The organism is Pseudomonas sp. Irchel s3h9 (assembly GCF_900187475.1).
Lineage (GTDB): Bacteria > Pseudomonadota > Gammaproteobacteria > Pseudomonadales > Pseudomonadaceae > Aquipseudomonas > Aquipseudomonas neuropathica.
This window is the reverse complement of sequence record NZ_FYDH01000008.1, coordinates 101,082-127,003: the sequence shown is the minus strand read 5'-3', so window position 1 is coordinate 127,003 and position 25,922 is coordinate 101,082. Positions and strand designations below refer to the sequence as shown.

The window sequence follows — 25,922 nt, the reverse complement described above, 5'->3', positions numbered from 1 at the left end:
CAAAACCTAGCAGTCAAGCCCGTTGCCCCCGTCATGACCGCTCAAAACGCGTTGCGAAAAATCTCCTCGATCTGGCGCTGATCCGCCGCCCGAGGATTGGTCAAACCGCAGGCGTCTTTCAGCGCATTGGTGGCGAGCAGCGGAATATCACTGAGCTTGGCGCCGAGTTCACGCAAGCCACCGGGAATTTCGACATCCCTGGCCAGGCAGCGGATCGCATTGATCGCCGCCTGCGCGCCCTCTTCCGCGCTGAAACCGCGAATATCTGCACCCATGGCGTGGGCAACATCGGTCAGCCGCTCGGCACACACCAGCGCGTTGAACGTCTGCACATGAGGCAGCAGCACGGCGTTACACACGCCATGAGGCAAGTCGTAGAAACCGCCCAACTGATGCGCCATCGCATGCACGTAACCGAGCGAGGCATTGTTGAAGGCCATGCCGGCGAGGAACTGCGCGTACGCCATGTTTTCCCGCGCGGCAAGGTCGCTGCCGTCACGCACAGCCAAGCGCAGATTGTTGCTGATCAGGGTCATGGCTTTCAGCGCACAGGCGTCGGTGATCGGATTCGCGGCAGTCGAAACATACGCCTCGATGGCGTGAGTCAGCGCATCCATGCCGGTGGCGGCGGTCAGGCTTTTCGGCATGGCGACCATCAGCGCCGGGTCGTTGACCGACAGCAGCGGCGTGACGTTGCGGTCGACGATGGCCATTTTCACGTGGCGCGATTCGTCGGTGATGATACAGAACCGGGTCATCTCACTGGCGGTGCCGGCGGTGGTGTTGATCGCGATCAGTGGCAGTTGCGGTTTGCTCGATTGATCGATGCCTTCGTAATCACGGATCTGTCCGCCATTGGTCGCGCACAGGGCAATGCCTTTGGCGCAGTCGTGCGGCGAACCGCCGCCCAGCGACACGACGAAATCGCAGCGACTTTCCTTGAGCAGGCCCAGCCCCGACTCGACATTGGCAATGCTCGGGTTCGGTTTGGCGCCGTCGAAAATCACCGAATCGATGTCCTGCATCGCCAGTTTCTCGGCGACCATCGTGGCCACGCCAGCCTTGGCCAGCCCCACGTCAGTGACGATCAGCGCTTTGCGAAAACCGTAATTGCGAATGGCGACCATGGCTTCGTCGAGGCAGCCGTTGCCCATGATGTTTACCGCCGGAATGAAAAAGGTGCTGGTCATGCGCGCATCTCCTGACTGAGGCCGAATCGACTGCGCCGATCCGGCGGATGCACACAGGATCGACCGATCGGTCACGACCGATGTTGATCTGGCTCAATGCCCGCTCGTGATAAAGTCGCCGCCCATCAGCCCCTTTGTTTTGAGACCGCCTACGCAATGACCGATTTTCTCGATGTCGACGCCAGCCTCGAAGACTGGAACACCGTGCGCGCCGCGACCGATTTCAGCGGTTTGCTGGTGGGCAATGGCGCCAGCCGTGCGGTGTGGGACGACTTCGGCTACGACTCGCTGTTCGAAAACGCCCGCACCGTCGAAGAAAAACCGCTGAGCCCATCGGAACTGGCAGTGTTCGACGCGCTGCAAACACGCAGCTTCGAGCAGGTGCTCGGTGCGCTGAAAACCACCAGCCGGGTCAACAAGGCCCTGGCCGTCAGTTCGGCGGCGCCGCGCAACCGCTACTACGCGATCAAGGAAGCGCTGATCAACACAGTGCACGCGGTGCACATTCCGTGGCGACTGGTGAAGCCTTCGACGCTGGCGACGGTGAACGAAGAACTGGCGCGCTATCGCACCGTGTTCACCACCAATTACGACCTGCTCAACTACTGGGCGCTGCAACACAACAGCGCGGCCATTGACGATCTGTTCAACGGCGCCAGCGCGAGTTTTGATCTGAGCGAAACTGCCACCGACAAACCGCGCTTGTTGTACCTGCACGGCGGTCTGCATCTGGTGCGCAATCAGGACGGCACGGCGCGCAAGCTGACTTCAACCGAAGGCACGTTGCTTGGTAGTTTTGCGATCAACAACACGCTCAAGACGCTGGATGACGTGCCGCTGTTCGTCACCGAAGGGCCGAGCGCGGACAAGCTCAAGACCATTCGCAGTTCGGATTACCTGTCGTTCTGTTATGAGCAGTTGCTCGGGCATGGCGGCAGTTTGTGCATCTTTGGTCATGCCTTGGGTGAGCAGGATGCGCATATCGTTCGGGCGCTGCGGTTGGCGAAACCGAAGACTGTGGCGATCTCGATTTATCCGCGCAGTGCGGCGTTTGTGCAGCATCAGAAGCGGCATTACGCGCAGGTGTTTGAGGGGACCGGGGTTGAGTTGCGGTTTTTTGATGCCAAGAGCCATGCGCTCGGCAATCCGAAGTTGTCGGTGCCCGTCGAGGTTTGATGCAAGCCTGACTGACGCCTTCGCGAGCAGGCTCGCTCCCACATTTGGATCGCATTCCCCTGTGGGAGCGAGCCTGCTCGCGAAGCTTTTGGGGGCGCCTCAATCTTCGGCGCTGTGCACCACCACCAGCAACTGCGCCTGCACCTCCCCCACCGAGCGGATCCGGTGCGGCTTCTGCGCATTGAAGTGCAACGCATCGCCACGTTCCAGCAGCACCTTCTCGTTCATGAAATCCACTTCGACCTGCCCTTCGTGGACGAACAGAAACTCTTCGCCCAAATGCTCTTTGAACGTTTTGTCAGTGAACTCGCTCGGCGGATAGATGATGAACGGCAGCAGACTGCGCTCGCTGACCTGATGGGCCAACACGGCGTACCCGGGACTCTGGTCATTCGCCGCCAGTGACTGGCGCTCATGGCTGCGCACCAGGCTGTAGCTGTCGAGGCTGACGTTGTCTTCGGAGAACAATTCCTCGACTTTCACATTCAGCGCTTTCGCCAGTTTCAACGCAGCAGCAATCGACGGCGTGTTCAGCCCGCGCTCGACTTTGGACAGATAACTCTTGGTCATGCCGGATTTTTCGGCCAATGCCTCAAGGGTTACGCCAAGTTTTTTTCTCAATAATTTCAAACGGATAGACATGCGCAGCAGTTATTCCATGGAGGAAGCGACGATTTGTGCTTGCTAATGACACTTTGTGTCATATAGCCTCTTTCGTGTCATTTGCTCTCACCCAAAGGACACAGACATGGCCAAGACATTAGCACTACCCAAAGACCAACTGGTCAAGCAAGCGCTGACCCAGATGCAAAAAAGCCTGGCGGATAATACGTGGACGGACCGGCAAAAGCTGGCCCTGACCTGCCGGATCCTCTTCGAGAACGGTCACGACTCCGGTCTGGCCGGACAAATTACCGCCCGTGGGCCGCAGCCCGGCACCTATTACACGCAGCAACTGGGGCTGGGTTTCGACGAAATCACCGCGAGCAATCTGCTGCTGGTCAACGAGGATCTGGAAGTCCTCGAAGGTCACGGCATGGCCAACCCGGCCAATCGTTTCCACAGCTGGGTGTACCGCGCCCGGCCGGATGTGAACTGCATCATCCACACCCACCCGACCCACGTCGCGGCGCTGTCGATGCTGGAGGTGCCGCTGCAGATTTCCCACATGGACCTGTGCCCACTGTACGACGACTGCGCGTTTCTCGAAGGCTGGCCGGGTGTGCCGGTGGGCAATGAAGAAGGTGAGCTGATTGCCGGCGCGCTGGGCGACAAACGCGCGATTGTGCTTTCGCACCACGGTCAACTGTCGACCGGTACGACGATTGAAGAAGCCTGTGTCATCGCCCAACTGATCGAGCGCGCGGCCAAGCTGCAACTGCTGGCGATGGCGGCCGGTACGATCAAGCCGATCATTCCCGAACTGGGTCGCGAAGCCCATGACTGGATCGCCAAGCCGAAACGCCACGCCGCTGCCTTCAACTATTACGCCCGGCAGAACCTGCGCCAACACGCCGATTGCCTGAACTGAAACCTGTTACGGAGAGATTCCCATGTCCACTATTCACGGCATCATCGGCTACACCATCACCCCGTTCGGCGCCAACGGCGAAGGGCTGGACATGCCAGCGCTCGGGCAATCGATCGATCGCCTGATCGACAGCGGCGTCCACGCCATCGCGCCGTTGGGCAGCACTGGCGAAGGCGCTTACCTGAGCGATGCGGAGTGGGATCAGGTTGCCGAGTTCAGCATCAAGCACGTCGCCAAACGGGTGCCAACCATCGTCAGCGTCTCTGACCTGACCACCGTCAAAGCCGTGCGCCGCGCACGTTTCGCCGAAGCCCACGGTGCCGATGTGGTGATGGTGCTGCCGGCTTCGTACTGGAAGCTCACCGAGGCGGAAATCTTCGCTCACTACCGCGCTATTGGCGAGCGCATCGGCGTGCCGATCATGCTCTACAACAACCCGGCCACCAGCGGCACTGACATGTCGGTGGAGCTGATTTTGCGCATCGTCAAAGGCGTGGAAAACGTGACCATGGTCAAGGAGAGCACCGGCGATATTCAGCGCATGCACAAGCTGCAATTGCTCGGCGAAGGTCAGGTGCCGTTCTACAACGGCTGCAATCCGCTGGCACTGGAAGCGTTTGCGGCCGGGGCGAAAGGCTGGTGCACAGCGGCGCCGAACCTGATCCCGCAGTTGAATCTGGACTTGTACGAGGCCGCCATGGCCGGTGATCTGGATCGCGCGCGGGATTTGTTTTACCGCCAGTTGCCGCTGCTGGATTTCATCTTGAAGGGTGGCTTGCCGGCGACGATCAAGGCAGGGTTGCGGCAGACCGGGCTTGAAGTGGGCGATCCGCGCTTGCCGGTCTTCCCGCTGAGTGAAGCGGGCCAGACCCAGCTGCAGACAATCCTGAAAACCCTGCGCTGATCCACTGACAACGCAAAAACCTGTGGGAGCTGGCTTGCCAGCGATGGCGGTGAATCATTCAACATCGATGCTGAATGAAATGGCCTCATCGCTGGCAAGCCAGCTCCCACAGGAATGGTGGTGGATTTGAAAGCGGGTTTAGAGAACCGGCAAAGTCTTGTCCTTGATCACTTTGCTCGGCCCGTTCGTTTTAACGCTGGCAATGCCTTTATCGCACGCAGCATCCGATGAATACGCCTCGCTGTTACCGATGATCTGGTGATTGGCCGCTTTCAGATTGAAGTACGGATGGCCGTCCTTCGTTGACTTCTTCTCGTAGCGTTCATCCAGCGGGCTGTTGGTTTGCACCGCCGCGATGCCGCCGTCGGCCGCAGCGCGAGTGGTGTACAGCTCGCTGGTCAGAATCGTTTCGGCATTCGCCGCTTTCAACACGAACCTGAACTGACCGTTGCTGCTTTTACTGATTTCGTACCATCCGGACATGCTCGTTTCTCCTTGGCGATTGAGAGATTTCGCGCTTCAGAGTAAAGACCAGTCCTGATTATCTGTCGCCTGTACCGGCCCTATCGCTGGCAAGCCAGCTCCCACAGAGGTCTGTTGTGTGCCCTATAACTGTGCCGCATCACAATACCTGTGGGAGCTGGCTTGCCAGCGATGGGGTCAACCCGGTCTGGCCTATTTCACCACCGCCCGCACCACCGACAACTCCGGCGCACCCACCCGCCGCTGACTCAGATAGCGCGTACAACTCACCCGCAGGAACGAGGCAAAATTCACCACTTCCCCGCGATAATCCATCACCTCTTCATACAGCTTGGTGATCAGCTGGTTGGTGGTCATGCCGTCGACCTCGGCGATTTCACTGAGGATGTCCCAGAACTGATTCTCCAGGCGCAACGTCGTCACCACGCCGCAGATGCGCAACGAGCGCGAGCGTGATTCGTAGAGAATAGGGTCAGCCTTGACGTAGAGCTCGCACATCGGCGGATCCTCGTTACAGGGTGATTTTGGTGCCGAGCAAACCAAGGAAACCGGCCAGCCAGTTCGGATGCGCCGGCCATGCCGGGGCTGTGGCCAGATTGCCTTGAACGTGGCCGTCCGTCACCGGGATATCGATGTACGTACCACCCGCCAGTCGCACTTCCGGCGCGCAGGCCGGATAGGCACTGCATTCGCGCCCTTCAAGCACGCCCGCCGCTGCCAGCAATTGCGCGCCGTGGCAGACCGCAGCAATCGGTTTGCCGGCCTTGTCGAAGGCGCGCACCAGGTCGAGGACTTTTTCGTTCAGACGCAGGTATTCCGGCGCCCGACCGCCGGGGATCAGCAGCGCGTCATAATCGGCCTCGCTGACCTTGGCAAAGTCGAAGTTGAGGGCGAACAGGTGACCGGGCTTTTCGCTGTAAGTCTGATCGCCTTCGAAGTCATGGATCGCGGTGCGCACGGTTTTGCCGGCAGCCTTGTCCGGGCACACGGCGTGGACGGTGTGACCAACCATTTGCAGGGCCTGGAACGGCACCATCACTTCGTAATCTTCGACGTAATCGCCGACCAGCATCAGGATCTTTTTCGCGGCCATGGGGAGGACTCCTCTGGGGGAATGCTTGGGAGTATTCAAGGTAGACCTTATCCGCGAGGTCGGGTAACAACCGGCTACTACCGAGTTGACTCATCGCTGGCAAGCCAGCTCCCACAGGTTCTGAGGCGACCACCGATGTTGTGTTCAACTCGGACACTGTGGGAGCTGGCTTGCCAGCGATGCGATCTCAAACTGTACGGATAAGTCTGTGCCTAGCTGTAACAGCCCGAACTGCAAGGTTTATGGCTTTATGAAGGTCATTCCCTGCCACCTTCAATTCCGGTCCCCCATCATGTCCTCGCGCGAAAACACCGGCATGGCCCTCGGCCTGCTCGGCGTGGTGATCTTCAGCCTCACCCTGCCCTTCACCCGCATCGTAGTGCAGGAACTGCATCCGCTGCTCAACGGTTTGGGCCGCGCATTGTTCGCGGCGATTCCGGCGGCGCTGTTGCTTTTGTGGCGGCGCGAGAAATGGCCGACGTGGCAGCAAGTCAAAGGCCTGAGCCTGGTGATCGCCGGGGTGATTCTGGGTTTTCCGGTGTTGTCGGCGTGGGCCATGCAAACGTTGCCGGCGTCCCACGGTGCCTTGGTCAACGGACTGCAACCGCTGTGCGTGGCGCTGTATGCCGCGTGGTTGTCCCATGAGCGGCCGTCAAAAGCCTTCTGGGCCTGCGCAGCGTTGGGCAGTGCGTTGGTGCTCGGTTATGCGCTATACACCGGGGCCGGCAGCATTCAGGCGGGTGATCTGTTGATGCTCGGCGCGATTGCCGTCGGAGGACTGGGCTACGCCGAAGGCGGTCGACTGGCCAAGGAGATGGGCGGCTGGCAGGTGATCTGCTGGGCGCTGGTGCTGTCGACGCCGTTGTTGATCGGGCCGGTGCTGTATCTGGCGCTGCAACATCACGGTGCCGTGTCGGCGAAGGCCTGGTGGGCGTTTGGTTATGTGGCGTTGTTTTCGCAGTTTCTTGGGTTTTTCGCGTGGTACGCCGGGCTGGCCATGGGCGGGATCGCCCGGGTCAGTCAGATCCAATTGCTGCAGATCTTCTTCACCATCGCGTTTTCGGCGCTGTTCTTTGGCGAACATGTCGAGCCGATTACCTGGGTGTTTGCCTGCGGTGTGATTGCAACGGTCACGCTCGGGCGCAAAACCGCCGTGCGCCCTGCCCAACCTGCCACAGCCTGAACACATTCCCTTGTAGGAGCTGCCGCAGGCTGCGATCTTTTGATCTTGTTTTTTAAGATCAAAAGATCGCAGCCTGCGGCAGCTCCTACAGTGGTTGTATTTCAGATCTTGTCAGGTCAGGTAGCCGTCGGCGCGCAGCAGGGTTTCCAGGCAGTGTTCGCTGATGTGGTAGAAGGCCTTCAACTCTTCGATCTTCACCAACAACTGCGCCGGGTCCACCGGCTCGGCGCGTTTCACCGCCAGAATCATCTTGTTCTTGTTGGTGTGCTCCAGCGAGATGAACTCGAACACCTTGGTCTCGTAACCGCAGGCCTCGAGGAACAATGCGCGCAGGCTGTCGGTGACCATTTCGGCCTGCTGGCCCAAGTGCAAACCGTATTGCAGCATCGGTTTGAGCAGCGCCGGGCTCTGGATCTGCAGGCGGATCTGTTTGTGGCAGCACGGCGAGCACATGATGATCGACGCGCCCGAGCGGATGCCGGTGTGGATCGCGTAGTCGGTGGCGATATCGCAGGCATGCAGGGCGATCATCACGTCCAGCTCGCTCGGCGCCACGCTGCGCACATCACCGCACTTGAACACCAGCCCAGGATGATCGAGCTTCGCTGCCGCGGCGTTGCACAGGTTGACCATTTCTTCACGCAGCTCGACGCCGGTGACCTCGCCCTCGGCCTTCAAGGTGTTGCGCAGGTAATCGTGAATCGCAAAGGTCAGGTAACCCTTGCCCGAACCGAAATCCGCCACGCGCACCGGTTTGTCCAGGGCCAGCGGCGACGAGGTCAGGGCATGGCTGAACACTTCGATGAACTTGTTGATCTGCTTCCACTTGCGTGACATCGCCGGGATCAGCTCATGCTGCGCGTTGGTCACGCCCAGGTCCTTGAGGAACGGTCGGCTCAGTTCGAGGAAGCGATTTTTCTCGCGGTTGTGCTCGGCAGACGGCGCTTCGCGCAATTGCTGAGGTTTGCTCTTGAACAGCGAACTCTTGCCCTTTTTGCTGTATTCGAGCTGGGCTTCATCAGTCACCGCGAGTAAATGGGCATTTTTGAACGAGGCCGGCAACAACTCGGCAATCGCCGTCACACCGTCAGCCAATGGCAGGTTTTTGGTGATGTCGCGGGTTTTGTAGCGATAGACGAACGACAGATTCGGCTGCGCCTTGACCGTCACCGGTTTGATGATGACTCGCTGCAGATCCACTTCTTCGCCGACGTATTTGGCCAGCACCAGTTTGATGAAGCCGTTCTGTTCGAGGCTGGTTTGCAGCAGCTCGATGAACTGGGCGTGGTGATCGGGCGCAGGCTTGATGGACGGGGCAGTAACGGACATGAAAAAGCGGCCTCGGACGGGCGAAATCGGGAATGGCGGGTATTTTAGGGGGGATGGGGGTTGGGGACACGCTCTTATTTACCGAACGGTTGGTTAAAGCGGCCCTCACCCTAGCCCTCTCCCAGAGGTAGAGGGGACTGATTGGGGGATATTGACGAGATACACCGACTTGAACGATTTGCCTTGAATCCATAATCGACACGGTTTTTCAGGTCGATGTCGAGCGCAAGACACCTCGGTCGGCCCCCTCTCCCTCCGGGAGAGGGCTGGGGTGAGGGTTTGTCTCACCCCAGCACAATCAACCGATTCGGCAACTCATTCCTCACCTGCGTCACCGGCACATGCACCTTCAGCAATTCCCCACACGCCTCGATACACGTCACAAATCCCTCCAGCGTGCGCCCCTGCCTGACCTGCTCGGTAAACGCCGCGACAATCACATCCCAACTCTTGTTATCCAACCGCTTGGAAATCCCCTCATCCACCAGAATCTCCACATACCGCTCCGCCTCGCAGACAAAAATCAGCATGCCGGTACTGCCCACGGTGTGGTGCAGGTTCTGCTCTAGAAACTGCCGCCGCGCCAGATTCGAGGCGCGCCAGTGGCGCACGCGACGCGGGATCAAATGAGTGGTGATTTTCGGCAAACGAAACAGCAGACACAGCACGATAAACGCGCCCCACTGCACCAACAGCAGACTGCGCAGGGTCAGCCAGCCGGTCAGATAGTGCACGACGCCCGGCACCACCAGTGCCAAGAGGCTCGCCCACAGCAGCGGGATGTACGCGTAGTCATCGGCGCGCGCGGCTAGCACCGTCACCAGTTCGGCGTCGGTGTCGCGCTCGACCCGGGCAATCGCCTCGGCGACTTTGCGTTGTTCGTGTTCGGTCAGTAGTGCCATGTTGAAAAGTGCCTGCTCATTATTCTTCTGATATCACCAGCCGCCGGACGAACCACCGCCGCCGAAACTGCCCCCGCCGCCGCTGAAGCCTCCACCTCCACCGCCGCCAAATCCGCCACCACCGCCGAAGCCGCCCCCTCCTCCAGAGCCACCCCGGCCGGCAGGCAGGATACCGAGCATCTGGCAGACAAACACCGTCAGGATGAACAACATCACCAAAAACACAAACAATGCCGGATGCCGCGAGATGAAATCATCGGACGGATCACCGGTGGATTCATACACCGTCGACGGTTCATCGAGCGGATTGCCACCCAGCACCACCAGCATCGCCGCCACGCCGTCGCTGATGCCTTTGCTGAAATTGCCGCTCTTGAACGCGGGCGTGATGACTTGATGGATGATCACTGAAGTCTGCGCATCGGTCAGCCGATCCTCCAGGCCATAACCGACTTCGATGCGCAGTTTGCGCTCGTCACGGGCAACGATCAGCAGCGCGCCGTTGTTCTTGTCCTTTTGACCAATTGCCCAGTGACGCCCGAGTTGAACGCCAAAGTCCTCGATGGTCGTACCTTGCAGATCCGGCAGCGTGACCACGACCAACTGCTCGCCGGTCGCCTGTTCGTGGGCCTGCAACTGCTGGGTCAGTTGCGTGCGCACCGACGGCTCGAGCATCTGCGCTTCGTCCACCACCCGCCCGCTCAGCGCCGGGAACGTCAACTCGGCCTGGGCGCTGACGGCGAACAGCCACAGCATCAGCACCAGACCCATTTTCAACACGCGCATGGACAACCTCGAATCAGAATTTCACTTCCGGGGCCTTTTCCGCGCCGGGCGTGGTGGCTTCGAAGGTTTCGCGGATCGGCAGATCGCTGTACATCACGCTGTGCCAGAGGCGACCGGGGAAGGTGCGGATCTCGGTGTTGTATTTCTGCACCGCCAGAATGAAATCGCGGCGAGCCACCGCAATGCGGTTTTCCGTGCCTTCCAGCTGCGATTGCAGGGCGAGGAAGTTCTGGTTGGCTTTCAGATCCGGATAGCGCTCGGACACCACCATCAGGCGGCTCAATGCACCGGTCAGTTGATCCTGCGCCTGCTGGAATTGCTTAAGTTTCTCGGGATTGTCGAGGGTGCTGGCGTCGACCTGAATCGAGGTCGCTTTCGCCCGCGCCTCAATCACTGCCGTGAGGGTTTCCTCTTCATGCTTGGCATAACCCTTCACCGTTTCCACCAGGTTGGGGATCAGGTCGGCGCGGCGCTGGTACTGGTTCTGCACCTGGCCCCACGCAGCTTTGGCCTGTTCGTCGAGGGTCGGGATATTGTTGATTCCGCACGCGGTCAACAGCGTGACCAGCACCAGCAGTGTGGCGACCTGCAAACGCGAGCGATTGGTTGGGCTTACATTCATCGCAGTGATGCTCCTTGGCACATATCATTATAAAAACCGAGCGCGAAACATTCTCAGCGGGCTGTTGGGGCATAATCGGCCGCGTCGCTGGATTACGACGGGGCAATGGGCTAAAAAGTGCCCTGCGTGATCATGCGGCCAAGTGTCGGCTGCCGTTTTTTGGCTCTGTTTCTTTGAGCCTGTACCCGAACAACAATAGTCGCTCCCTAAATTTTGGCTGGCCGGCGTTGCATTGCCGCATGGGCCCTTGAGAAAACTATTCATGAAGAAGCTGTGTTTGCTGGGTCTGTTCGTCAGCCTGGCCAGTTATCAAGTATTGGCCGCCACGACCCCGGTACCTCTGGAAAACAAGGACGCGTTCATCAGCAACCTGATGAAGCAAATGACCCTCGACGAGAAGATCGGCCAGTTGCGCCTGATCAGCATCGGCCCGGAAATGCCCCGTGAGCTGATCCGCAAGGAGATTGCCGGTGGCAACATCGGCGGCACGTTCAACTCGATCACCCGCGCGGAAAACCGTCCGATGCAGGACGCCGCCATGCGCAGCCGCCTGAAGATTCCGATGTTTTTCGCGTACGACGTGATCCACGGTCACCGTACGATTTTCCCGATTCCACTGGCCCTCGCTTCGAGCTGGGACATGGACGCCATCGGTCAGTCCGGGCGCGTTGCTGCTAAAGAAGCCGCTGCCGACAGCCTCGACATCACCTTCGCGCCGATGGTCGACATCTCCCGCGACCCGCGCTGGGGCCGCAGCTCCGAAGGCTTCGGTGAAGACACCTACCTGACTTCACGCATTGCCGGCGTCATGGTGCGCGCCTATCAGGGGGCCACCCCGAGCGCGGCCGACAGCATCATGGCCAGCGTCAAGCACTTCGCCCTGTACGGCGCGGTCGAGGGCGGTCGCGACTACAATACTGTCGACATGAGCCCGGTGAAGATGTACCAGGACTACCTGCCACCGTACCGCGCCGCGATCGATGCCGGCGCTGGCGGTGTGATGGTCGCGTTGAACTCGATCAACGGCATTCCGGCCACCGCCAACACCTGGCTGATGAATGATCTGCTGCGCAAAGACTGGGGCTTCAAGGGCCTGGCGGTCAGCGACCACGGCGCGATTTTCGAACTGATCAAGCACGGCGTGGCCCGCGACGGTCGTGAAGCGGCGAAGCTGGCGATCAAGGCCGGTATCGACATGAGCATGAACGACACCCTGTACGGCAAAGAACTGCCGGGACTGCTCAAGTCCGGCGAGATCGAACAGAAAGACATCGACAACGCCGTACGCGAAGTGCTCGCGGCCAAGTACGACATGGGCCTGTTCAAAGACCCGTACCTGCGCATCGGCAAGGCTGAAGATGATCCGGCCGACACCTACGCCGAAAGCCGCCTGCACCGCGCCGAGGCCCGTGAAGTGGCGCGTCGCAGTCTGGTGCTGCTGAAGAACCAGAACGAAACCCTGCCGCTGAAGAAAGACGCAAAAGTCATGCTGGTCGGCCCATTGGCCAAAGCACCGATCGACATGATGGGCAGCTGGGCCGCCGCCGGGCGCCCTGCGCAATCGGTCACGCTGTTCGATGGCATGAGTTCGGTGATCGACAACAAGTCAAACCTGATCTACGCCCGTGGCGCCAACATCACCAGCGACAAGAAGGTGCTCGACTACCTGAACTTCCTCAACTTCGATGCGCCGGAAGTGGTCGATGACCCGCGCCCGGCCAACGTGCTGATCGACGAAGCGGTAAAAGCCGCCAAGGACGCTGACGTGATCGTTGCGGCTGTGGGCGAATCCCGTGGCATGTCTCATGAATCCTCCAGCCGCACCGACCTGAACATCCCGGAAAACCAACGTGAGCTGATCCGCGCGCTGAAAGCCACCGGCAAACCGCTGGTGCTGGTGCTGATGAACGGCCGCCCACTGACCATTCTCGAAGAGAACCAGTCTGCTGACGCGATTCTGGAAACCTGGTTCAGCGGCACCGAGGGCGGCAACGCCATCGCCGACGTGCTGTTCGGCGACTACAACCCGTCGGGCAAACTGCCGGTGACCTTCCCGCGCTCCGTGGGCCAGATCCCGACTTACTACAACCACCTGAGCATTGGCCGGCCGTTCACGCCGGGCAAACCGGGCAACTACACCTCGCAGTATTTCGATGACACGACCGGGCCGCTGTTCCCGTTCGGTTATGGCCTGAGCTACACCCAATTCGCCCTCAGTGACATGGCGCTGTCGTCGACCACCCTGAACGCCACCGGCAAACTCGACGCCAGCGTCATGGTCAAGAACACCGGCAAGCGTGACGGCGAAACCGTGGTGCAGTTGTACATTCAGGACGTCACCGGCTCGATGATTCGTCCGGTGAAAGAACTGAAGAACTTCCAGAAAATCATGCTCAAGGCCGGTGAACAGAAAGTCGTGCACTTCACCATCTGCGAGGATGACCTGAAGTTCTACAACGCCCAGCTCAAATACGCGGCGGAGCCTGGCAAGTTCAACGTGCAGATCGGCCTGGATTCCCAGGACGTGACGCAGCAGAGCTTTGAATTGCTGTAACCGGTTTTTGCTCGGCTGATCGTTCCCACGCTCCGCGTGGGAATGCCTCAAGGGACGCTCCGCGTCCAGTGACGCGGAGCGTCACGGGCTGCATTCCCACGCAGAGCGTGGGAACGATCATCAGGTGAGCGGTTATCCGCGGCGGTCGAGGATGTTGACCACCACCCGATCCACCCAGCCCCACACCCGCTGCTTCACCCGCCGCCACAACGGCCGGCGCTTCCATTCCTCCAGGCTCACCTGCTGACTCAGCCCGAAGTCCTTCACAAAACTCGCCTGCACCGCTGCCGTCAACGACGGATCCAGCGCCTCCAGATTCGCCTCCAGATTGAAGCGCAGGTTCCAGTGATCGAAGTTGCACGAACCGATGCTCACCCAATCGTCCACCAGCACCATTTTCAAATGCAGAAAGCACGGCTGATATTCGAAGATCTGCACCCCGGCCTTAAGCAGTCGCGGGTAATAACGATGCCCGGCGTAACGCACTGACGGATGATCAGTGCGCGGCCCGGTCAACAGCAAACGCACATCGACACCGCGCGCCGCAGCCTTGCGCAGGGAGCGGCGGATTTTCCAGGTCGGCAGGAAGTACGGCGTGGCCATCCAGATGCGTTTGTGCCCGCTGTTCAGCGCACGGAACAGCGACTGCAGAATGTCGCGATGCTGGCGGGCGTCGGCATACGCCACTCGGCCCATGCCCTCGCCCTTGTCCGGCACCCGTGGTAATCGCGGCAAGCCGAAATGCGCGGCCGGGCGCCAGGCGCGGCGATAGCGGTTGGCGATCCACTGACGATCAAACAGCAATTGCCAGTCGATCACCAGTGGGCCGCTGATCTCGACCATCACTTCGTGCCACTCGCTGGTGTCGTGCCCCGGTGTCCAGAACTCATCAGTGACTCCGGTGCCGCCGACCACTGCCAGACGCTGATCGACCAACAGCAACTTGCGATGATCACGATAGAAATTGCCGACCCAGCGCCGCCAATTCAGCCGATTGTAGAAACGCAGTTCAACCCCGGCATGGGTCAGGCGCTGACGCAGATTGAGGGTGAACGCCAGGCTGCCGTAATCATCGAACAGGCAACGCACGCGCACACCACGCTCGGCGGCCAGCACCAACGCTTGCACGATGGTTTCGGCACAGGCGCCGGCCTCGACCAGATACAACTCCAGTTCGATCTGCTCCTGCGCGCCAGCAATCTGCTCAAGCATGCGCGGAAAGAATTGCGGGCCATCGATCAACAGCTCGAAGCGGTTGCCATCGCGCCACGGGAACACCGCGCCGCGCATGTCAGCGCGCCGTGAAAATCAGCACCGCACCCACCGGCACCGACAGACTGATCGCCGACAGGTCGGCGAGTTTGCGCAGGCTTTCCAGCCCCGGCACCAGATCGAAATCCTCGGCGTTGATCACCAGCGGCTCCAGGGTGACCACTTGAAAACGCCGGTCATCGAGGCGCGTCGCCAGCAGCTCAGCGGGGTATTCGTGTTGCTTGCCGTGCAGGTTGACGGTCAGCGGCAGACGCAATTCCAGCTGCGCACCGGGGGCCAGATCGTTGATTGGGCGCAGGTCGATCTGGGTGGTGATGGTCGCTTCGGGGAATTGCTCGATCTGGAACAGCTCCTTGCGCATGCGCTCGTCACGCAGCGGGATGCCACTGTTGATCGAATCCAGCTCGACTTCGACTTCGGCGCGACCGTTGGGGTCGACCTTGCCGTGCAACACCAGAAAGCGCTGCACCTCGGAAATATGGGTGTTTTTCGTGCTGACAAAAGACAGCCGCGACGACTCGCCGTCCAGATACCAATTGGCCTGCGCCGGCAACGCGACGGTGGCGAGCAGCAGACTGGACAGGGTTGCACAGAGAGAGCGGTTGAACATTGAACACTCGTAGGGCCGATAAACCTGCACGAACCTTAACCGCCCACGCTGTTATTGCAAACTGAAGATCACACCCGGTGGGAGCGAGCCTGCTCGCGAAGACGTCATCTGCCTCAACAGAGAAGGTGCGCCTGCTATTGCATTCGCGAGCAGGCTCGCTCCCACAAAAAACAATCGGGTGTTTCAGGGATTCAGGCGACAGCCTTGCCGTTCGCTTTGCCACTGGGCGCGGTTGCTGCGGCCCATGCCGCTGACCGTGATGGTTTTGTTCGCGCTGTCATCCGTGAATTGGCTGGTCGGCAGCCATTGTTTTACATAGCCACGGCAGTACTCGGCATCATTGTTCATCACATAACGACAGGAACAATATTCCTTGGCGGTGTAGGCGCTGATGATGTCGGGGAAGGCCCACAGATTTTCGCGCTCGTAGACGATCCAGCCGAGCAACAGGACCAGCATTAACAGGAATAAGCGCTTCATGGGCGCACCGCCTTCAGCACACGCTTAAGCAACTCGTTGTGACGGTAGCTGCCGTCGCGATCATCGCCATATCGCACGATCACCAGTTTCTCGCTGGGGATCACGTAAAGCGCCTGGCCCCAGTGGCCGAGGGCCGCGAAGGTGTCGAGCGGTGCATCGGGCCACGGTGACAAGGCGCCATCGGCCGGGCGATTGAGCCACCATTGACCGCCGGGCACCGCTTCGTCCTGATGAGCCTTGTAGCCGGCGAAGGGCTGCCGATTGAAGTCGACCCACTCCTTGGGCAGCAATTGCCGATCGTTCCAGCGCCCGTCACGGGCCATCAACAGACCGACGCGCGCCAGATCCCTCGCCGTCAGGTAAGCATAAGACGACGCGACAAACGTGCCGTTGGCATCAGTCTCCCAAACGGCGTGGCGGATGCCCAACGGTTCGAACAACGCCGTCCACGGATAATCAGGATAACGCTGCGGGCCGACGATATTTTTCAACGCCGCCGCGAGCAGGTTGCTGTCGCCGCTGGAATAACGGAAGGCCTGCCCCGGTTCGGCGTAAGCATCGTGATCGGCGGTGAACGCGGCCATGTCGCGATGGCCCCGGGTGTAGAGCATCGCCACCACCGAGGATTTCAGTGGCGCGTATTCGTAGTCTTCCTGCCAGTCGATACCGGAGGCCCAGTGCAACAGATCGGCGATTTTGATGGCCGGGTGTTGTTCCAGCGGCGGGTAAAACTGCACGACCGGGGCTTCGAGTTTGAACAGGCCTTCGCCATACGCCATACCGAGGACGGTGGCCATCAGACTTTTGCTGATTGACCAAGTCAGATGCGGGGTTTGTTCGGTGGTCGGGCCGGCGTAACGTTCGTAGAGGATCTGGCCGTCGTGGATGATCAGCAGGGCATCGGTGCGGATGCCTTTGCGGGTTGTGTCGTCGCGGGGTGGGAAGGCGTAATTATCCAGCGCTCCGGTATCGGTGATCGTCGTGCCGATTGGCCATTCTTCACCCGGCCATTGTTCGGCGTGAACGGTGAAGCTGATCAGTAGCAGAAACAGCGACAGGCCTTTGCGCATGGTGAGGGCTCTTGGGGAGAACCTGCTGAGATTAGTCGGGACTCATGACAAATTTGAGATTTTGCTTTTCCATGAAATCGCCATCGCTGGCAAGCCAGCTCCCACAGGGTTCTTGAGTGGATACAAATTTTGTGAACACCTGTGAAACCTGTGGGAGCTGGCTTGCCAGCGATGGGGCCAGTCAGGACACCACCAGTGCCTTGGCCAACCGCTTGGCCCGAGCGCCGGAGGCCAACTGCATCACCCCCCGATCCCGCTGCCACATCTGCGCCCATTCTGCCGGTCCGTCAGACAACGCCTGACTCACCTCCCCCTCCAGCGCTTCAAACTGCGCAAACAACCCGCCCAACAACACATGCCCGGCCGGATTGTTCGGCGGTTGCCGACTCGCCTCCGCACACCCGGCCAACAGCGCCAGCAAGCGCAATTGCAGCGCCTGCGGCCAGTCACTGTCCTGGCCGACGCCATATAGCCACGCGGTCATCGCGCTCAGCACATAAACGTCCTCCAGGGTGCGGAACGGTTTGACGTAAGCGTCCCAACCATCGCCGGCCAACAACTCGCACAACGCGTTATCAAGCTGCAGCCGACCATGGCTGATGTCAGGCATCAACGGCAGCGCCGGCAGCTTCTCCACGGTCACGCCGGGTTCGCCGGGATACACCACCGCCAGACTCAGGCGCGGCGTTTCACCGGATTCTTCACTGCGCGCGGCGATCAGCAACCAGTCCGCCGCATCGCCGGCGGTGACAAAATCCTTGCGTCCGCTCAGACGTAAATCGGCAAGCCGCGTGTGCATGTCCGCCGGACGCAAACTGCGCTGTTCGGTCGCACACAACGCACCGAGGCTCAGCGGTGCACTCGGCCACAACATGCGCAATGCCGCCTGGTAACCGACCAGAAACGCCAGCCCCGGCGTCGCCATCCGCCGCCCGCCCGCGACCGCCAATTCGAACGGGGTGACGTTGCCCAGTTGCTGCAACAACGTCGCAAAACCCTCGGCCAGGTCAGCAACGGCGGGCAATCGTTCACGGCAGTGCAGCAAATCTGGCCAGGGCATAAGAGGCTCCTTGTGGGCTGTCATATAAGCATCACCGAACGTTCATGGCGATGACACCGGGGCTACATAGCCTGACTTTGCACAACACGGCTGCATAAAGAAAGTCGATCGGCTGCAACCCACGACGGGTTAACGGCCCGTACGGAGATTCACATGACTCAGATCGCCCGCATCAGCGACACCGGCAATGAACGCCGCCTGCAAGCCGAACGCCTGATCGGCGCCGAGGCCTTGCAGCAAGCCCAGGCCTTACGCTTCAACGTCTTCAGCGGCGAGTTCAACGCCAAACTGAAAGGCGCGGAACTGGGTCTGGACATGGATGATTATGATGTTCACTGCAGCCACATCGGTGTGCGTGACTTGAACACCGGCCGTTTGGTGGCGACCACGCGTCTGCTCGATCACACCGCCGCCAGCAGCCTCGGCAAGTTTTACAGCGAAGAAGAATTCAGCCTGCACGGCCTGACGCATCTGCAAGGCCCGATCCTCGAAATCGGTCGCACCTGCGTCGACCCGGCCTATCGCAACGGCGGCACCATTGCGGTGTTGTGGGGCGAATTGGCCGAAGTGTTGAATCAGGGCGGTTACAGCTACTTGATGGGTTGCGCGAGCATTCCTATGCAAGACGGCGGCATCCAGGCCCACGCGATCATGCAGCGTTTGCGTGAACGCTATCTGTGCACCGAACACCTGCGCGCCGAACCGAAAAATCCGCTGCCGACGCTGGATATTCCTTCCAACGTGATCGCCGAAATGCCGCCGCTGCTCAAGGCCTACATGCGCCTGGGCGCGAAGATCTGCGGCGAGCCGTGCTGGGACGAAGACTTCCAGGTCGCCGATGTGTTTATCCTGCTCAAGCGCGACGAACTCTGCCCGCGCTACGCCAAGCACTTCAAGGCGGCCGTGTGATGAGCCGGCTGCGGGTGTACGCGCGGATCGCGCGGGTGCTGCTGGTGGTGGCGCTGGGGTTGACCATGGCCACTGTCTTTGGCGTATTTGAACGAATTGGCCTGGCGCATTCGATGGAACGGCGTCAGCGCTGGTCGCGCTTCTTCATGGCGCGCCTGAGCAATGCCCTGCCCTTTCGCGTGACCGTGCACGGTGAGCTGCCGAAACAGCCGATGCTGTGGGTCAGCAATCATGTGTCGTGGACTGATATTCCGCTGCTCGGCATGCTCACGCCGTTGTCGTTTCTGTCCAAGGCCGAAGTGCGTACCTGGCCGGTGGCTGGTTGGCTGGCGGCGAAGGCTGGCAGCCTGTTCATCCGTCGCGGTTCGGGCGACAGCCAGTTGATCCGCAAGCAGATGACCCGTCACCTGCAAACCGACCACGCCCTGCTGATGTTCCCGGAAGGCACCACCACCGATGGCCGCTCGCTGCGTACCTTTCATGGTCGCTTGCTGGCGGCGGCGATTGATTCCGAGGTGATGCTGCAACCGGTGGCGATCCGTTATCTGCGTGATGGCGAGATCGATGCGCTGGCGCCGTTCATTGGTGATGATGATCTGCTCTCGCACCTGATGCGTCTGTTCAGCAATGATTGCGGCGATGTCGAAGTCCATCTGCTCAAGCCGCTTGCCTGTCAGGGTCGTGAGCGTGCGGCGTTGGCATTTGAAGCACAGCAGGCGGTGCAGAAGGCGTTGTTTGGTGAGGTGGCGAAACCGGCCGAACCGCGTCGTGCAGGCGAACTGATCGCCGCCTGAAAACACACATCCCCTGTAGGAGTGAGCCTGCTCGCGAAAGCGGTGTCTCAGCCAATGTAGATGCTGAATGACACGCCGCCTTCGCGAGCAGGCTCGCTCCCACATTTAGATCTTCAGTGATTCGGGGTTTTGGGCGAAGTCCTGGAGTTGCGGGTAGAACAAGCGGAAGTCTTCACTGAGCGGCTCATACAACCGCCGCAATTCCTCCATCGCCCCCCCCAACTCTTCCGGCCGGGTCAGTCGCCGTGAGATGCCGCGCAACACCTGCTCCAGCACTTCAAATTCCTGATACGAGCCCAACCAGTCATTAGCGACCATGTGCGGGGCAATCTTCGCCAGACGTTCGGGTAATTGCGGTTCTCGGGACAGCACTCGATAGACATCAGCGGTGAAGTGTTCCAGAGGCTGATCGGCATACAGCGTCCAGTCCCGGGCCAGGCAATGATCGAAAAACACGTCGAGGACGATCCCGGCATAACGCCGCCTCGTATCGGAAAACCGCCCCAACGCAACGTCCACCAACGGATGGCGATCGGTAAACACGTCAATCCGCCGATGCAGTTGAATGGCCGCCTCGACCTCCGGGGCAAACTGCCCTTGCAGCCGACCTTTGACGAAATCGCCATACAGACTGCCGAGCAGTTGCCCGGGGCGCTGGCCACCGAGGTGTAAATGTGCGAGATAGTTCATGGGCGCAGCTTAGCACTGCGACCCACAAGCCATACACCCACGTATCGTTATAACGCGATATACCAATTTATGCTGATGTCAGATCAAAATCATATTGGTGTATCGCGATCTAACGATTTATATTTCGCCACATCGCGATATAGCGTTGTACACATTGTGAGCACCCTGCCATGAACCTCGACCTCGACGAAATAATAAAAGCCCTGGCGCACCCAGTACGGCGAGACATCCTCAACTGGCTGAAAGACCCGAAGAACGAATTTCCGGAACAGTTGCACAACCACGAGTACGGCATCTGCGCCGGGCAGATCGATCAACGCTGCGGCTTGTCGCAATCGACCGTTTCGGCACACCTCGCAACGTTGCAGCGCGCCGGCCTGATCAGCAGCCAGAAGGCCGGGCAATGGCACTTTTTCAAACGTAACGAGGACGTGATCCAGGCGTTCCTCAGCACCCTCAGTAAAGAGCTCTGACCCTTAACGTCAGCCAGCCGACAAGGAAACCCGCATGCCCCTCTCGCTCCTCATTCTCGCCTTGAGCGCCTTCGCCATCGGCACCACCGAGTTCGTCATCATGGGCCTGCTGCCCAATGTGGCGGCCGACCTCGGTGTGTCGATACCCGGCGCCGGTTGGCTGGTGACCGGATACGCCCTCGGCGTGGCCATCGGTGCGCCGTTCATGGCCATGGCCACCGCCAGACTGCCGCGTAAAGCGGCGCTGGTGGCGTTGATGGGCATCTTTATTGTCGGCAACCTGCTCTGCGCCATTGCCAGTGATTACAACGTGCTGATGTTCGCCCGGGTGATCACCGCGCTGTGCCACGGTGCGTTCTTCGGCATCGGTTCGGTGGTGGCGGCCAATCTGGTGCCGGCCAACAAACGTGCTTCGGCGGTGGCGTTGATGTTCACCGGCCTGACCCTGGCCAACGTCCTCGGTGTGCCGCTGGGCACTGCGCTGGGTCAGCAATACGGCTGGCGCTCGACCTTCTGGGCGGTGACCGTTATCGGCGTGATCGCGCTGATCGGCCTGATCCGCTTCCTGCCGGCCAAGCGTGACGAAGAAAAACTCGACATGCGCGCCGAACTCGCCGCCCTCAAAGGTGCCGGGATCTGGCTGTCGCTGAGCATGACCGCGCTGTTCGCCGCCTCCGTCTTCACCCTGTTCACCTACGTCGCCCCGCTGCTCGGCGAAGTCACCGGCGTGTCACCGCGTGGCGTGACCTGGACGCTGATGCTGATCGGCCTGGGCCTGACCGTCGGCAACATCATCGGCGGCAAACTCGCCGACAAGGGCATGGCCGCGACGTTGATCGGCGTGTTCATCGCCATGGCCGTGGTCTCCACCGTACTGACCTGGACCAGCGTTGCGCTGATCCCGACTGAAATCACTCTGTTCCTCTGGGCCACCGCGTGTTTCGCCGCCGTGCCGGCGCTGCAAGTCAACGTGGTGACCTTCGGCAAAGCCGCACCGAACCTGGTTTCGACCCTGAACATCGGCGCCTTCAACGTCGGCAACGCCCTCGGCGCCTGGGTCGGCGGCAGCGTCATCGCCCACGGCTATGGCCTGACCAGCGTGCCACTCGCGGCGGCGGCTCTGGCCGTGCTCGCCCTGCTGGTGACCCTGATTACTTTCCGTCAGAACGGCAATGCCGATCTGGCCCCGGCAACCAACTGATTAACTTTTACTTACGAGGGTTGTAGACATGGCAACTATTTTTGATCCGATCAAACTCGGCGACGTCGAGCTGGCCAACCGCATCATCATGGCCCCGCTGACCCGCTGCCGCGCCGACGAAGGCCGCGTACCGAACGCGCTGATGGCTGAATACTACGTACAGCGCGCGTCCGCTGGCCTGATCCTCAGTGAGGCCACTTCGGTGACGCCAATGGGCGTTGGCTACCCGGACACCCCGGGAATCTGGTCCAACGATCAAGTGCGCGGCTGGGCCAACGTGACCAAAGCGATTCACGGCGCTGGCGGCAAGATCTTCCTGCAACTGTGGCACGTGGGCCGTATCTCCCACGAGTCGTACCTCAACGGTGAAACGCCGGTGGCACCAAGCGCGATCCAGCCTAAAGGTCACGTCAGCCTGGTGCGCCCACTGGCCGACTACCCAACCCCGCGGGCACTGGAAACCGCTGAAATCGCCGACATCGTCGACGCTTACCGCACTGGTGCCGAGAACGCCAAAGCCGCCGGTTTCGACGGCGTGGAAATCCACGGCGCCAACGGTTACCTGCTCGACCAGTTCCTGCAAAGCAGCACCAACCAGCGCACCGACAACTACGGTGGCTCGCTGGAAAACCGTGCGCGCCTGCTGCTGGAAGTGACTGACGCCGCGATCGAAGTCTGGGGCGCTGGTCGCGTTGGTGTGCACTTGGCACCGCGCGCTGACTCCCATGACATGGGCGATGACAACCTGGCGGAAACCTTCACCTACGTCGCACGTGAACTGGGCAAGCGCGGCATCGCGTTCATCTGCTCCCGTGAGAAAGAAGGCGCCGACAGCCTCGGCCCGCAATTGAAAGAGGCGTTCGGTGGCCCGTACATTGCCAACGAAAAATTCACCAAGGACAGCGCCAATGAATGGCTGGCCAGCGGCAAGGCTGATGCCGTGGCATTTGGTGTGCCGTTCATTGCCAACCCGGATCTGCCGGCTCGTTTGCAGGCGGATGCGCCGTTGAATGATGCGCGTCCGGAGTTGTTCTACGGCAAAGGCCCGGTCGGTTACATCGACTATCCAGCGCTATAAGCAGTAGGAACACAAAGCCCCCGACTTTTGAGAGTCGGGGGCTTTTTTGTGCTCGCCTGGAGAATGATTGCGCGTCTGAGTACGTAGCCCCTCACCCCAGCCCTCTCCCAGGGGATAGGGAGCCGATCGGGGAACGTTCGAAATCGGAGCTCAACCGGATATTTCAGGTCGGCGTAACTCGCAAGAACACCTCGGTCAGTCCCTCTCCTTCTGGGAGAGGGGGCCGATCGGGGAATGTTCGGGACGTGAGTTCAACCGGACATTTCAGGTCTGCGTAACTCGAAAGAACACCTCGGTCAGTCCCCTCTACCTCTGGGAGAGGGTTAGGGTGAGGGCAAGCGGCTTACACTCATTCACACAGAAGACACAAATCCCCTACAAAATGCGTAGCTCGCTACGTTTAAACTCCCCCCGCTGCGAAGCTATATAAAGGCAGGCCAATTGACATAAGCGGTGTCAATTACGCATTTTGTTTCATTTGCGCAGGCTGGGGCTCAGGCGCAGCATATCCAACCCTGTATCGACCCAACGCTCGGCCTCGGCATGCAGCTCAAAGCTGTCCGGCGCCAGAAGCCATCCATACAGAAGGCCATCGATATAGCTGTGAATACTGATGGCCGCGCGGGCGGTGTCGAGATCTTCTGGCAACTGGCCGCGATTGACCGCATTACGCAACGTCAGAGCGATGCGCTCGTTGCAATCGAGACTGACGTCCCGGCGCTGCTGGCGCAAATCGCACATTTCATCGGTGAACTCGCACTTATGAAACAGAATTTCGTTGATACGCCGGGTTTTCGGGTCCAGCGCAACTTGATGAAACAAATGAATCAGCAGTTGGCGCATGCAGCCCAACGGATCGAGTTCATCTTCACTTTCGCTGGCCCTGGCCAATTCATCCAGCGGCTCACGCAGCGAATCCAGCATGGCCTGGACCAGATCGGCCTTGTTACTGAAATGCCAGTAAATAGCACCACGTGTGACGCCGGCCATTGTCGCGATATCGGCCAGCGTCGTACGAGCGACACCCCTTTCATAAAAGGCTTTCTCCGCCGCTTCCAGGATCTGGCTACGGGTTTCTTGAGCTTCCTCTTTGGTACGACGGACCATGACAGTAAAACCTCAAACAGGATGTTTCAGGGATGGCTGAATATCCGCTGAATAAAGAGGGGGCGATCTCTCACGGATCTGCTCCCCGGCCTACAATTTCAAACCTTGCGACGAGTTTTGTAACAGGGTGGATACGACGCCAAGGTATTTACAAACAACCATGAACGTAAGTATATTCCTTAGCAAGCTACTTATCCACCCGATACCCATTTTTTACCCTTCCACACTTCTTGTGCGCTTTTTGCGCGCCTGACCCGAGGATCTTCATGCAATTCAAGCCAGCTGTTACCGCTCTGGTCACTGCCGTCGCCCTGGCATCGCTGCTCAGCGGATGTAAAAAGGAAGAAGCGGCACCGGCCGCTCCACCGCCTCAGGTCGGCGTCGTCACCCTGCAACCACAAGCCTTTACCCTCACCTCCGAACTGCCGGGGCGCACCAGTGCGTACCGCATCGCGGAAGTTCGACCACAGGTCAACGGCATCATTCTCAAGCGCCTGTTCAAGGAAGGCGGCGATGTCAAAGCCGGTCAGCAGCTGTATCAGATCGATCCGGCGGTTTATGAAGCAACCCTGAAAAGCGCCGAAGCCAGCCTGCGTTCGACCAAGTCGATCTCCGACCGCTACAAGCAACTGGTCGATGAACAGGCCGTGAGCCGCCAGGAATACGACACCGCCGTGGCCAACCGCATGGAATCGGAAGCGTCGCTGCAGAGCGCGCAGATCAACGTGCGTTACACCAAGGTGTACGCGCCGATCTCCGGGCGTATCGGCCGCTCTTCGGTCACCGAAGGTGCCTTGGTGAGCAATGGTCAAACCGACGCCATGGCCGTGATCCAGCAACTGGACCCGATCTACGTTGATGTCACCCAGTCCTCGGTGGAACTGCTGGAGCTGCGCCGCGAACTGGAAAGCGGTCGTCTGCAGAAAGCGGGTGACAACGCCGCCGCAGTCAAGCTGACTCTGGAAGACGGCAGCCAATACAAGCTCGACGGTAAGCTGGAATTCTCCGAAGTGTCGGTCGACCAGACCACCGGTTCGGTAACCCTGCGCGCCGTGTTCCCGAACCCGGATCACACCCTGTTGCCAGGCATGTTCGTCCACGCGCAGCTGCAGGCCGGTGTCAACAGCGCCGCGATCCTCGCCCCGCAGCAAGGCGTGACCCGTGACCTCAAAGGCACGCCGACCGCACTGGTCGTCGGCCCGGACAACAAAGTCGAGTTGCGTCAGTTGAAGGCCAGCCGCACCGTCGGCAGCCAATGGCTGATCGAAGACGGCTTGAAGGCCGGCGATCGCCTGATCACCGAAGGGCTGCAATTCGTCAAACCGGGCGTCGAGGTCAAACCGACTGAAGCGACCAACGTCGGCACCAAGAACCCGGCCCCCGCTCAGGCAGCTGACAAAGCCGCCGGCGGCAAAGGGGAGTAAT

Annotated in this window: 27 protein-coding genes; 11 read left to right on the top strand and 16 right to left on the bottom strand. The window is 60.1% G+C overall.

Annotation, left to right across the window (positions count from 1 at the left end):
• Positions 1–41: 41 nt before the first annotated feature.
• Positions 42–1,190 (bottom strand): L-threonine dehydrogenase, encoded by a 1,149-nt coding sequence (gene yiaY, locus CKW26_RS15045; protein ID WP_095049182.1) that lies wholly within the window; start codon positions 1,188–1,190, stop codon positions 42–44.
• Between the two features lie 156 nt (positions 1,191–1,346).
• Between yiaY and CKW26_RS15040 the strand changes: the two genes are divergently transcribed.
• Positions 1,347–2,366 (top strand): DUF4917 family protein, encoded by a 1,020-nt coding sequence (locus CKW26_RS15040; RefSeq protein ID WP_095049181.1) that lies wholly within the window; start codon positions 1,347–1,349, stop codon positions 2,364–2,366.
• Positions 2,367–2,465: 99 nt separating this feature from the next.
• On the opposite strand, the gene CKW26_RS15035 is transcribed toward CKW26_RS15040, so the two are convergent.
• A complete protein-coding gene (locus tag CKW26_RS15035) occupies positions 2,466–3,008 on the bottom strand; it encodes a helix-turn-helix domain-containing protein (RefSeq protein ID WP_095049180.1) in 543 nt (180 codons plus the stop codon).
• A 106-nt stretch (positions 3,009–3,114) separates the two neighbouring features.
• Here CKW26_RS15035 and CKW26_RS15030 point away from each other — a divergent pair, with 106 nt between their 5' ends.
• Complete coding sequence (locus CKW26_RS15030) at positions 3,115–3,897, top strand: aldolase (protein WP_077571483.1); 783 nt, start codon at positions 3,115–3,117, stop codon at positions 3,895–3,897.
• 22 nt (positions 3,898–3,919) lie between these two features.
• A complete protein-coding gene (locus tag CKW26_RS15025; protein WP_095049179.1) occupies positions 3,920–4,801 on the top strand; it encodes a dihydrodipicolinate synthase family protein in 882 nt (293 codons plus the stop codon).
• Between the two features lie 138 nt (positions 4,802–4,939).
• Here the strand turns inward: CKW26_RS15025 and CKW26_RS15020 are convergent, their stop codons facing one another.
• From CKW26_RS15020 to CKW26_RS15010, 3 genes are all read right to left on the bottom strand, one after another.
• On the bottom strand, positions 4,940–5,284 hold the full coding sequence (locus CKW26_RS15020) for a YegP family protein (RefSeq protein ID WP_095049178.1): 345 nt from the start codon (positions 5,282–5,284) through the stop codon (positions 4,940–4,942).
• 192 nt (positions 5,285–5,476) lie between these two features.
• A complete protein-coding gene (locus CKW26_RS15015; protein ID WP_095049177.1) occupies positions 5,477–5,782 on the bottom strand; it encodes a ribbon-helix-helix domain-containing protein in 306 nt (101 codons plus the stop codon).
• Positions 5,783–5,795: 13 nt separating this feature from the next.
• On the bottom strand, positions 5,796–6,377 hold the full coding sequence (locus tag CKW26_RS15010; RefSeq protein ID WP_095049176.1) for a DJ-1/PfpI family protein: 582 nt from the start codon (positions 6,375–6,377) through the stop codon (positions 5,796–5,798).
• 292 nt (positions 6,378–6,669) lie between these two features.
• Here CKW26_RS15010 and CKW26_RS15005 point away from each other — a divergent pair, with 292 nt between their 5' ends.
• On the top strand, positions 6,670–7,560 hold the full coding sequence (locus CKW26_RS15005; RefSeq protein ID WP_095049175.1) for a DMT family transporter: 891 nt from the start codon (positions 6,670–6,672) through the stop codon (positions 7,558–7,560).
• 111 nt (positions 7,561–7,671) lie between these two features.
• Here the strand turns inward: CKW26_RS15005 and CKW26_RS15000 are convergent, their stop codons facing one another.
• From CKW26_RS15000 to CKW26_RS14985, 4 genes are all read right to left on the bottom strand, one after another.
• Positions 7,672–8,889 carry an SAM-dependent methyltransferase gene (locus CKW26_RS15000; protein ID WP_095049174.1) on the bottom strand — a complete coding sequence of 406 codons (1,218 nt, stop codon included), beginning with the start codon at positions 8,887–8,889 and terminating at the stop codon, positions 7,672–7,674.
• A 284-nt stretch (positions 8,890–9,173) separates the two neighbouring features.
• Positions 9,174–9,791 (bottom strand): TPM domain-containing protein, encoded by a 618-nt coding sequence (locus tag CKW26_RS14995; protein ID WP_095049173.1) that lies wholly within the window; start codon positions 9,789–9,791, stop codon positions 9,174–9,176.
• A gap of 33 nt (positions 9,792–9,824) precedes the next feature.
• Positions 9,825–10,577, bottom strand: coding sequence for a YgcG family protein (locus tag CKW26_RS14990; RefSeq protein WP_095049172.1), 753 nt, complete (start codon positions 10,575–10,577; stop codon positions 9,825–9,827).
• Between the two features lie 13 nt (positions 10,578–10,590).
• Positions 10,591–11,199: a LemA family protein gene (locus CKW26_RS14985; RefSeq protein ID WP_095049171.1), complete on the bottom strand. Its 609-nt coding sequence runs from the start codon at positions 11,197–11,199 to the stop codon at positions 10,591–10,593.
• Positions 11,200–11,461: 262 nt separating this feature from the next.
• Between CKW26_RS14985 and bglX the strand changes: the two genes are divergently transcribed.
• Positions 11,462–13,753 (top strand): beta-glucosidase BglX, encoded by a 2,292-nt coding sequence (gene bglX, locus CKW26_RS14980; protein ID WP_095049170.1) that lies wholly within the window; start codon positions 11,462–11,464, stop codon positions 13,751–13,753.
• A 132-nt stretch (positions 13,754–13,885) separates the two neighbouring features.
• Here the strand turns inward: bglX and CKW26_RS14975 are convergent, their stop codons facing one another.
• The 5 genes from CKW26_RS14975 to CKW26_RS14955 all read right to left on the bottom strand — a co-directional run bounded on the left by CKW26_RS14975 (position 13,886) and on the right by CKW26_RS14955 (position 18,245).
• Positions 13,886–15,043: a phosphatidylserine/phosphatidylglycerophosphate/cardiolipin synthase family protein gene (locus CKW26_RS14975; RefSeq protein WP_095049169.1), complete on the bottom strand. Its 1,158-nt coding sequence runs from the start codon at positions 15,041–15,043 to the stop codon at positions 13,886–13,888.
• 1 nt (position 15,044) lies between these two features.
• Positions 15,045–15,635 (bottom strand): YceI family protein, encoded by a 591-nt coding sequence (locus CKW26_RS14970; RefSeq protein ID WP_095049168.1) that lies wholly within the window; start codon positions 15,633–15,635, stop codon positions 15,045–15,047.
• 183 nt (positions 15,636–15,818) lie between these two features.
• Positions 15,819–16,115, bottom strand: a complete 297-nt coding sequence (locus tag CKW26_RS14965) for an amidase (RefSeq protein WP_095049167.1) — start codon at positions 16,113–16,115, stop codon at positions 15,819–15,821.
• Entirely contained in the window at positions 16,112–17,185 is a 1,074-nt protein-coding gene (locus CKW26_RS14960; protein WP_095049166.1) for a serine hydrolase, read from the bottom strand. The genes CKW26_RS14965 and CKW26_RS14960 overlap by 4 nt, the downstream gene beginning before the upstream one ends.
• 181 nt (positions 17,186–17,366) lie before the next feature.
• Positions 17,367–18,245: an acyl-CoA dehydrogenase family protein gene (locus CKW26_RS14955; protein ID WP_095049165.1), complete on the bottom strand. Its 879-nt coding sequence runs from the start codon at positions 18,243–18,245 to the stop codon at positions 17,367–17,369.
• Between the two features lie 153 nt (positions 18,246–18,398).
• On the opposite strand from CKW26_RS14955, the gene olsB reads away from it, so the two are divergent.
• The gene (gene olsB, locus CKW26_RS14950) at positions 18,399–19,154 is read left to right on the top strand and encodes an L-ornithine N(alpha)-acyltransferase (protein WP_093438600.1); all 756 of its coding nucleotides are present in this window, start codon (positions 18,399–18,401) and stop codon (positions 19,152–19,154) included.
• Positions 19,154–19,948 carry a 1-acyl-sn-glycerol-3-phosphate acyltransferase gene (locus CKW26_RS14945; RefSeq protein ID WP_095049164.1) on the top strand — a complete coding sequence of 265 codons (795 nt, stop codon included), beginning with the start codon at positions 19,154–19,156 and terminating at the stop codon, positions 19,946–19,948. The genes olsB and CKW26_RS14945 overlap by 1 nt, the downstream gene beginning before the upstream one ends.
• A gap of 105 nt (positions 19,949–20,053) precedes the next feature.
• On the opposite strand, the gene CKW26_RS14940 is transcribed toward CKW26_RS14945, so the two are convergent.
• A complete protein-coding gene (locus tag CKW26_RS14940) occupies positions 20,054–20,638 on the bottom strand; it encodes an ACP phosphodiesterase (RefSeq protein WP_095049163.1) in 585 nt (194 codons plus the stop codon).
• 170 nt (positions 20,639–20,808) lie between these two features.
• On the opposite strand from CKW26_RS14940, the gene CKW26_RS14935 reads away from it, so the two are divergent.
• From CKW26_RS14935 to CKW26_RS14925, 3 genes are read left to right on the top strand one after another with little or no spacing between them, the layout of a single operon-like run.
• Positions 20,809–21,111, top strand: coding sequence for a helix-turn-helix transcriptional regulator (locus CKW26_RS14935; RefSeq protein ID WP_007917068.1), 303 nt, complete (start codon positions 20,809–20,811; stop codon positions 21,109–21,111).
• 34 nt (positions 21,112–21,145) lie between these two features.
• Positions 21,146–22,312 carry an MFS transporter gene (locus CKW26_RS14930; RefSeq protein ID WP_095049162.1) on the top strand — a complete coding sequence of 389 codons (1,167 nt, stop codon included), beginning with the start codon at positions 21,146–21,148 and terminating at the stop codon, positions 22,310–22,312.
• Between the two features lie 28 nt (positions 22,313–22,340).
• The gene (locus CKW26_RS14925) at positions 22,341–23,390 is read left to right on the top strand and encodes an alkene reductase (protein WP_095049161.1); all 1,050 of its coding nucleotides are present in this window, start codon (positions 22,341–22,343) and stop codon (positions 23,388–23,390) included.
• A 474-nt stretch (positions 23,391–23,864) separates the two neighbouring features.
• Here the strand turns inward: CKW26_RS14925 and emhR are convergent, their stop codons facing one another.
• Positions 23,865–24,497, bottom strand: coding sequence for an efflux system transcriptional repressor EmhR (emhR, locus tag CKW26_RS14920; RefSeq protein ID WP_016982806.1), 633 nt, complete (start codon positions 24,495–24,497; stop codon positions 23,865–23,867).
• 266 nt (positions 24,498–24,763) lie between these two features.
• Between emhR and emhA the strand changes: the two genes are divergently transcribed.
• On the top strand, positions 24,764–25,921 hold the full coding sequence (gene emhA / locus CKW26_RS14915) for an efflux RND transporter periplasmic adaptor subunit EmhA (RefSeq protein ID WP_095049160.1): 1,158 nt from the start codon (positions 24,764–24,766) through the stop codon (positions 25,919–25,921).
• The last annotated feature ends 1 nt before the right edge of the window (position 25,922 follow it).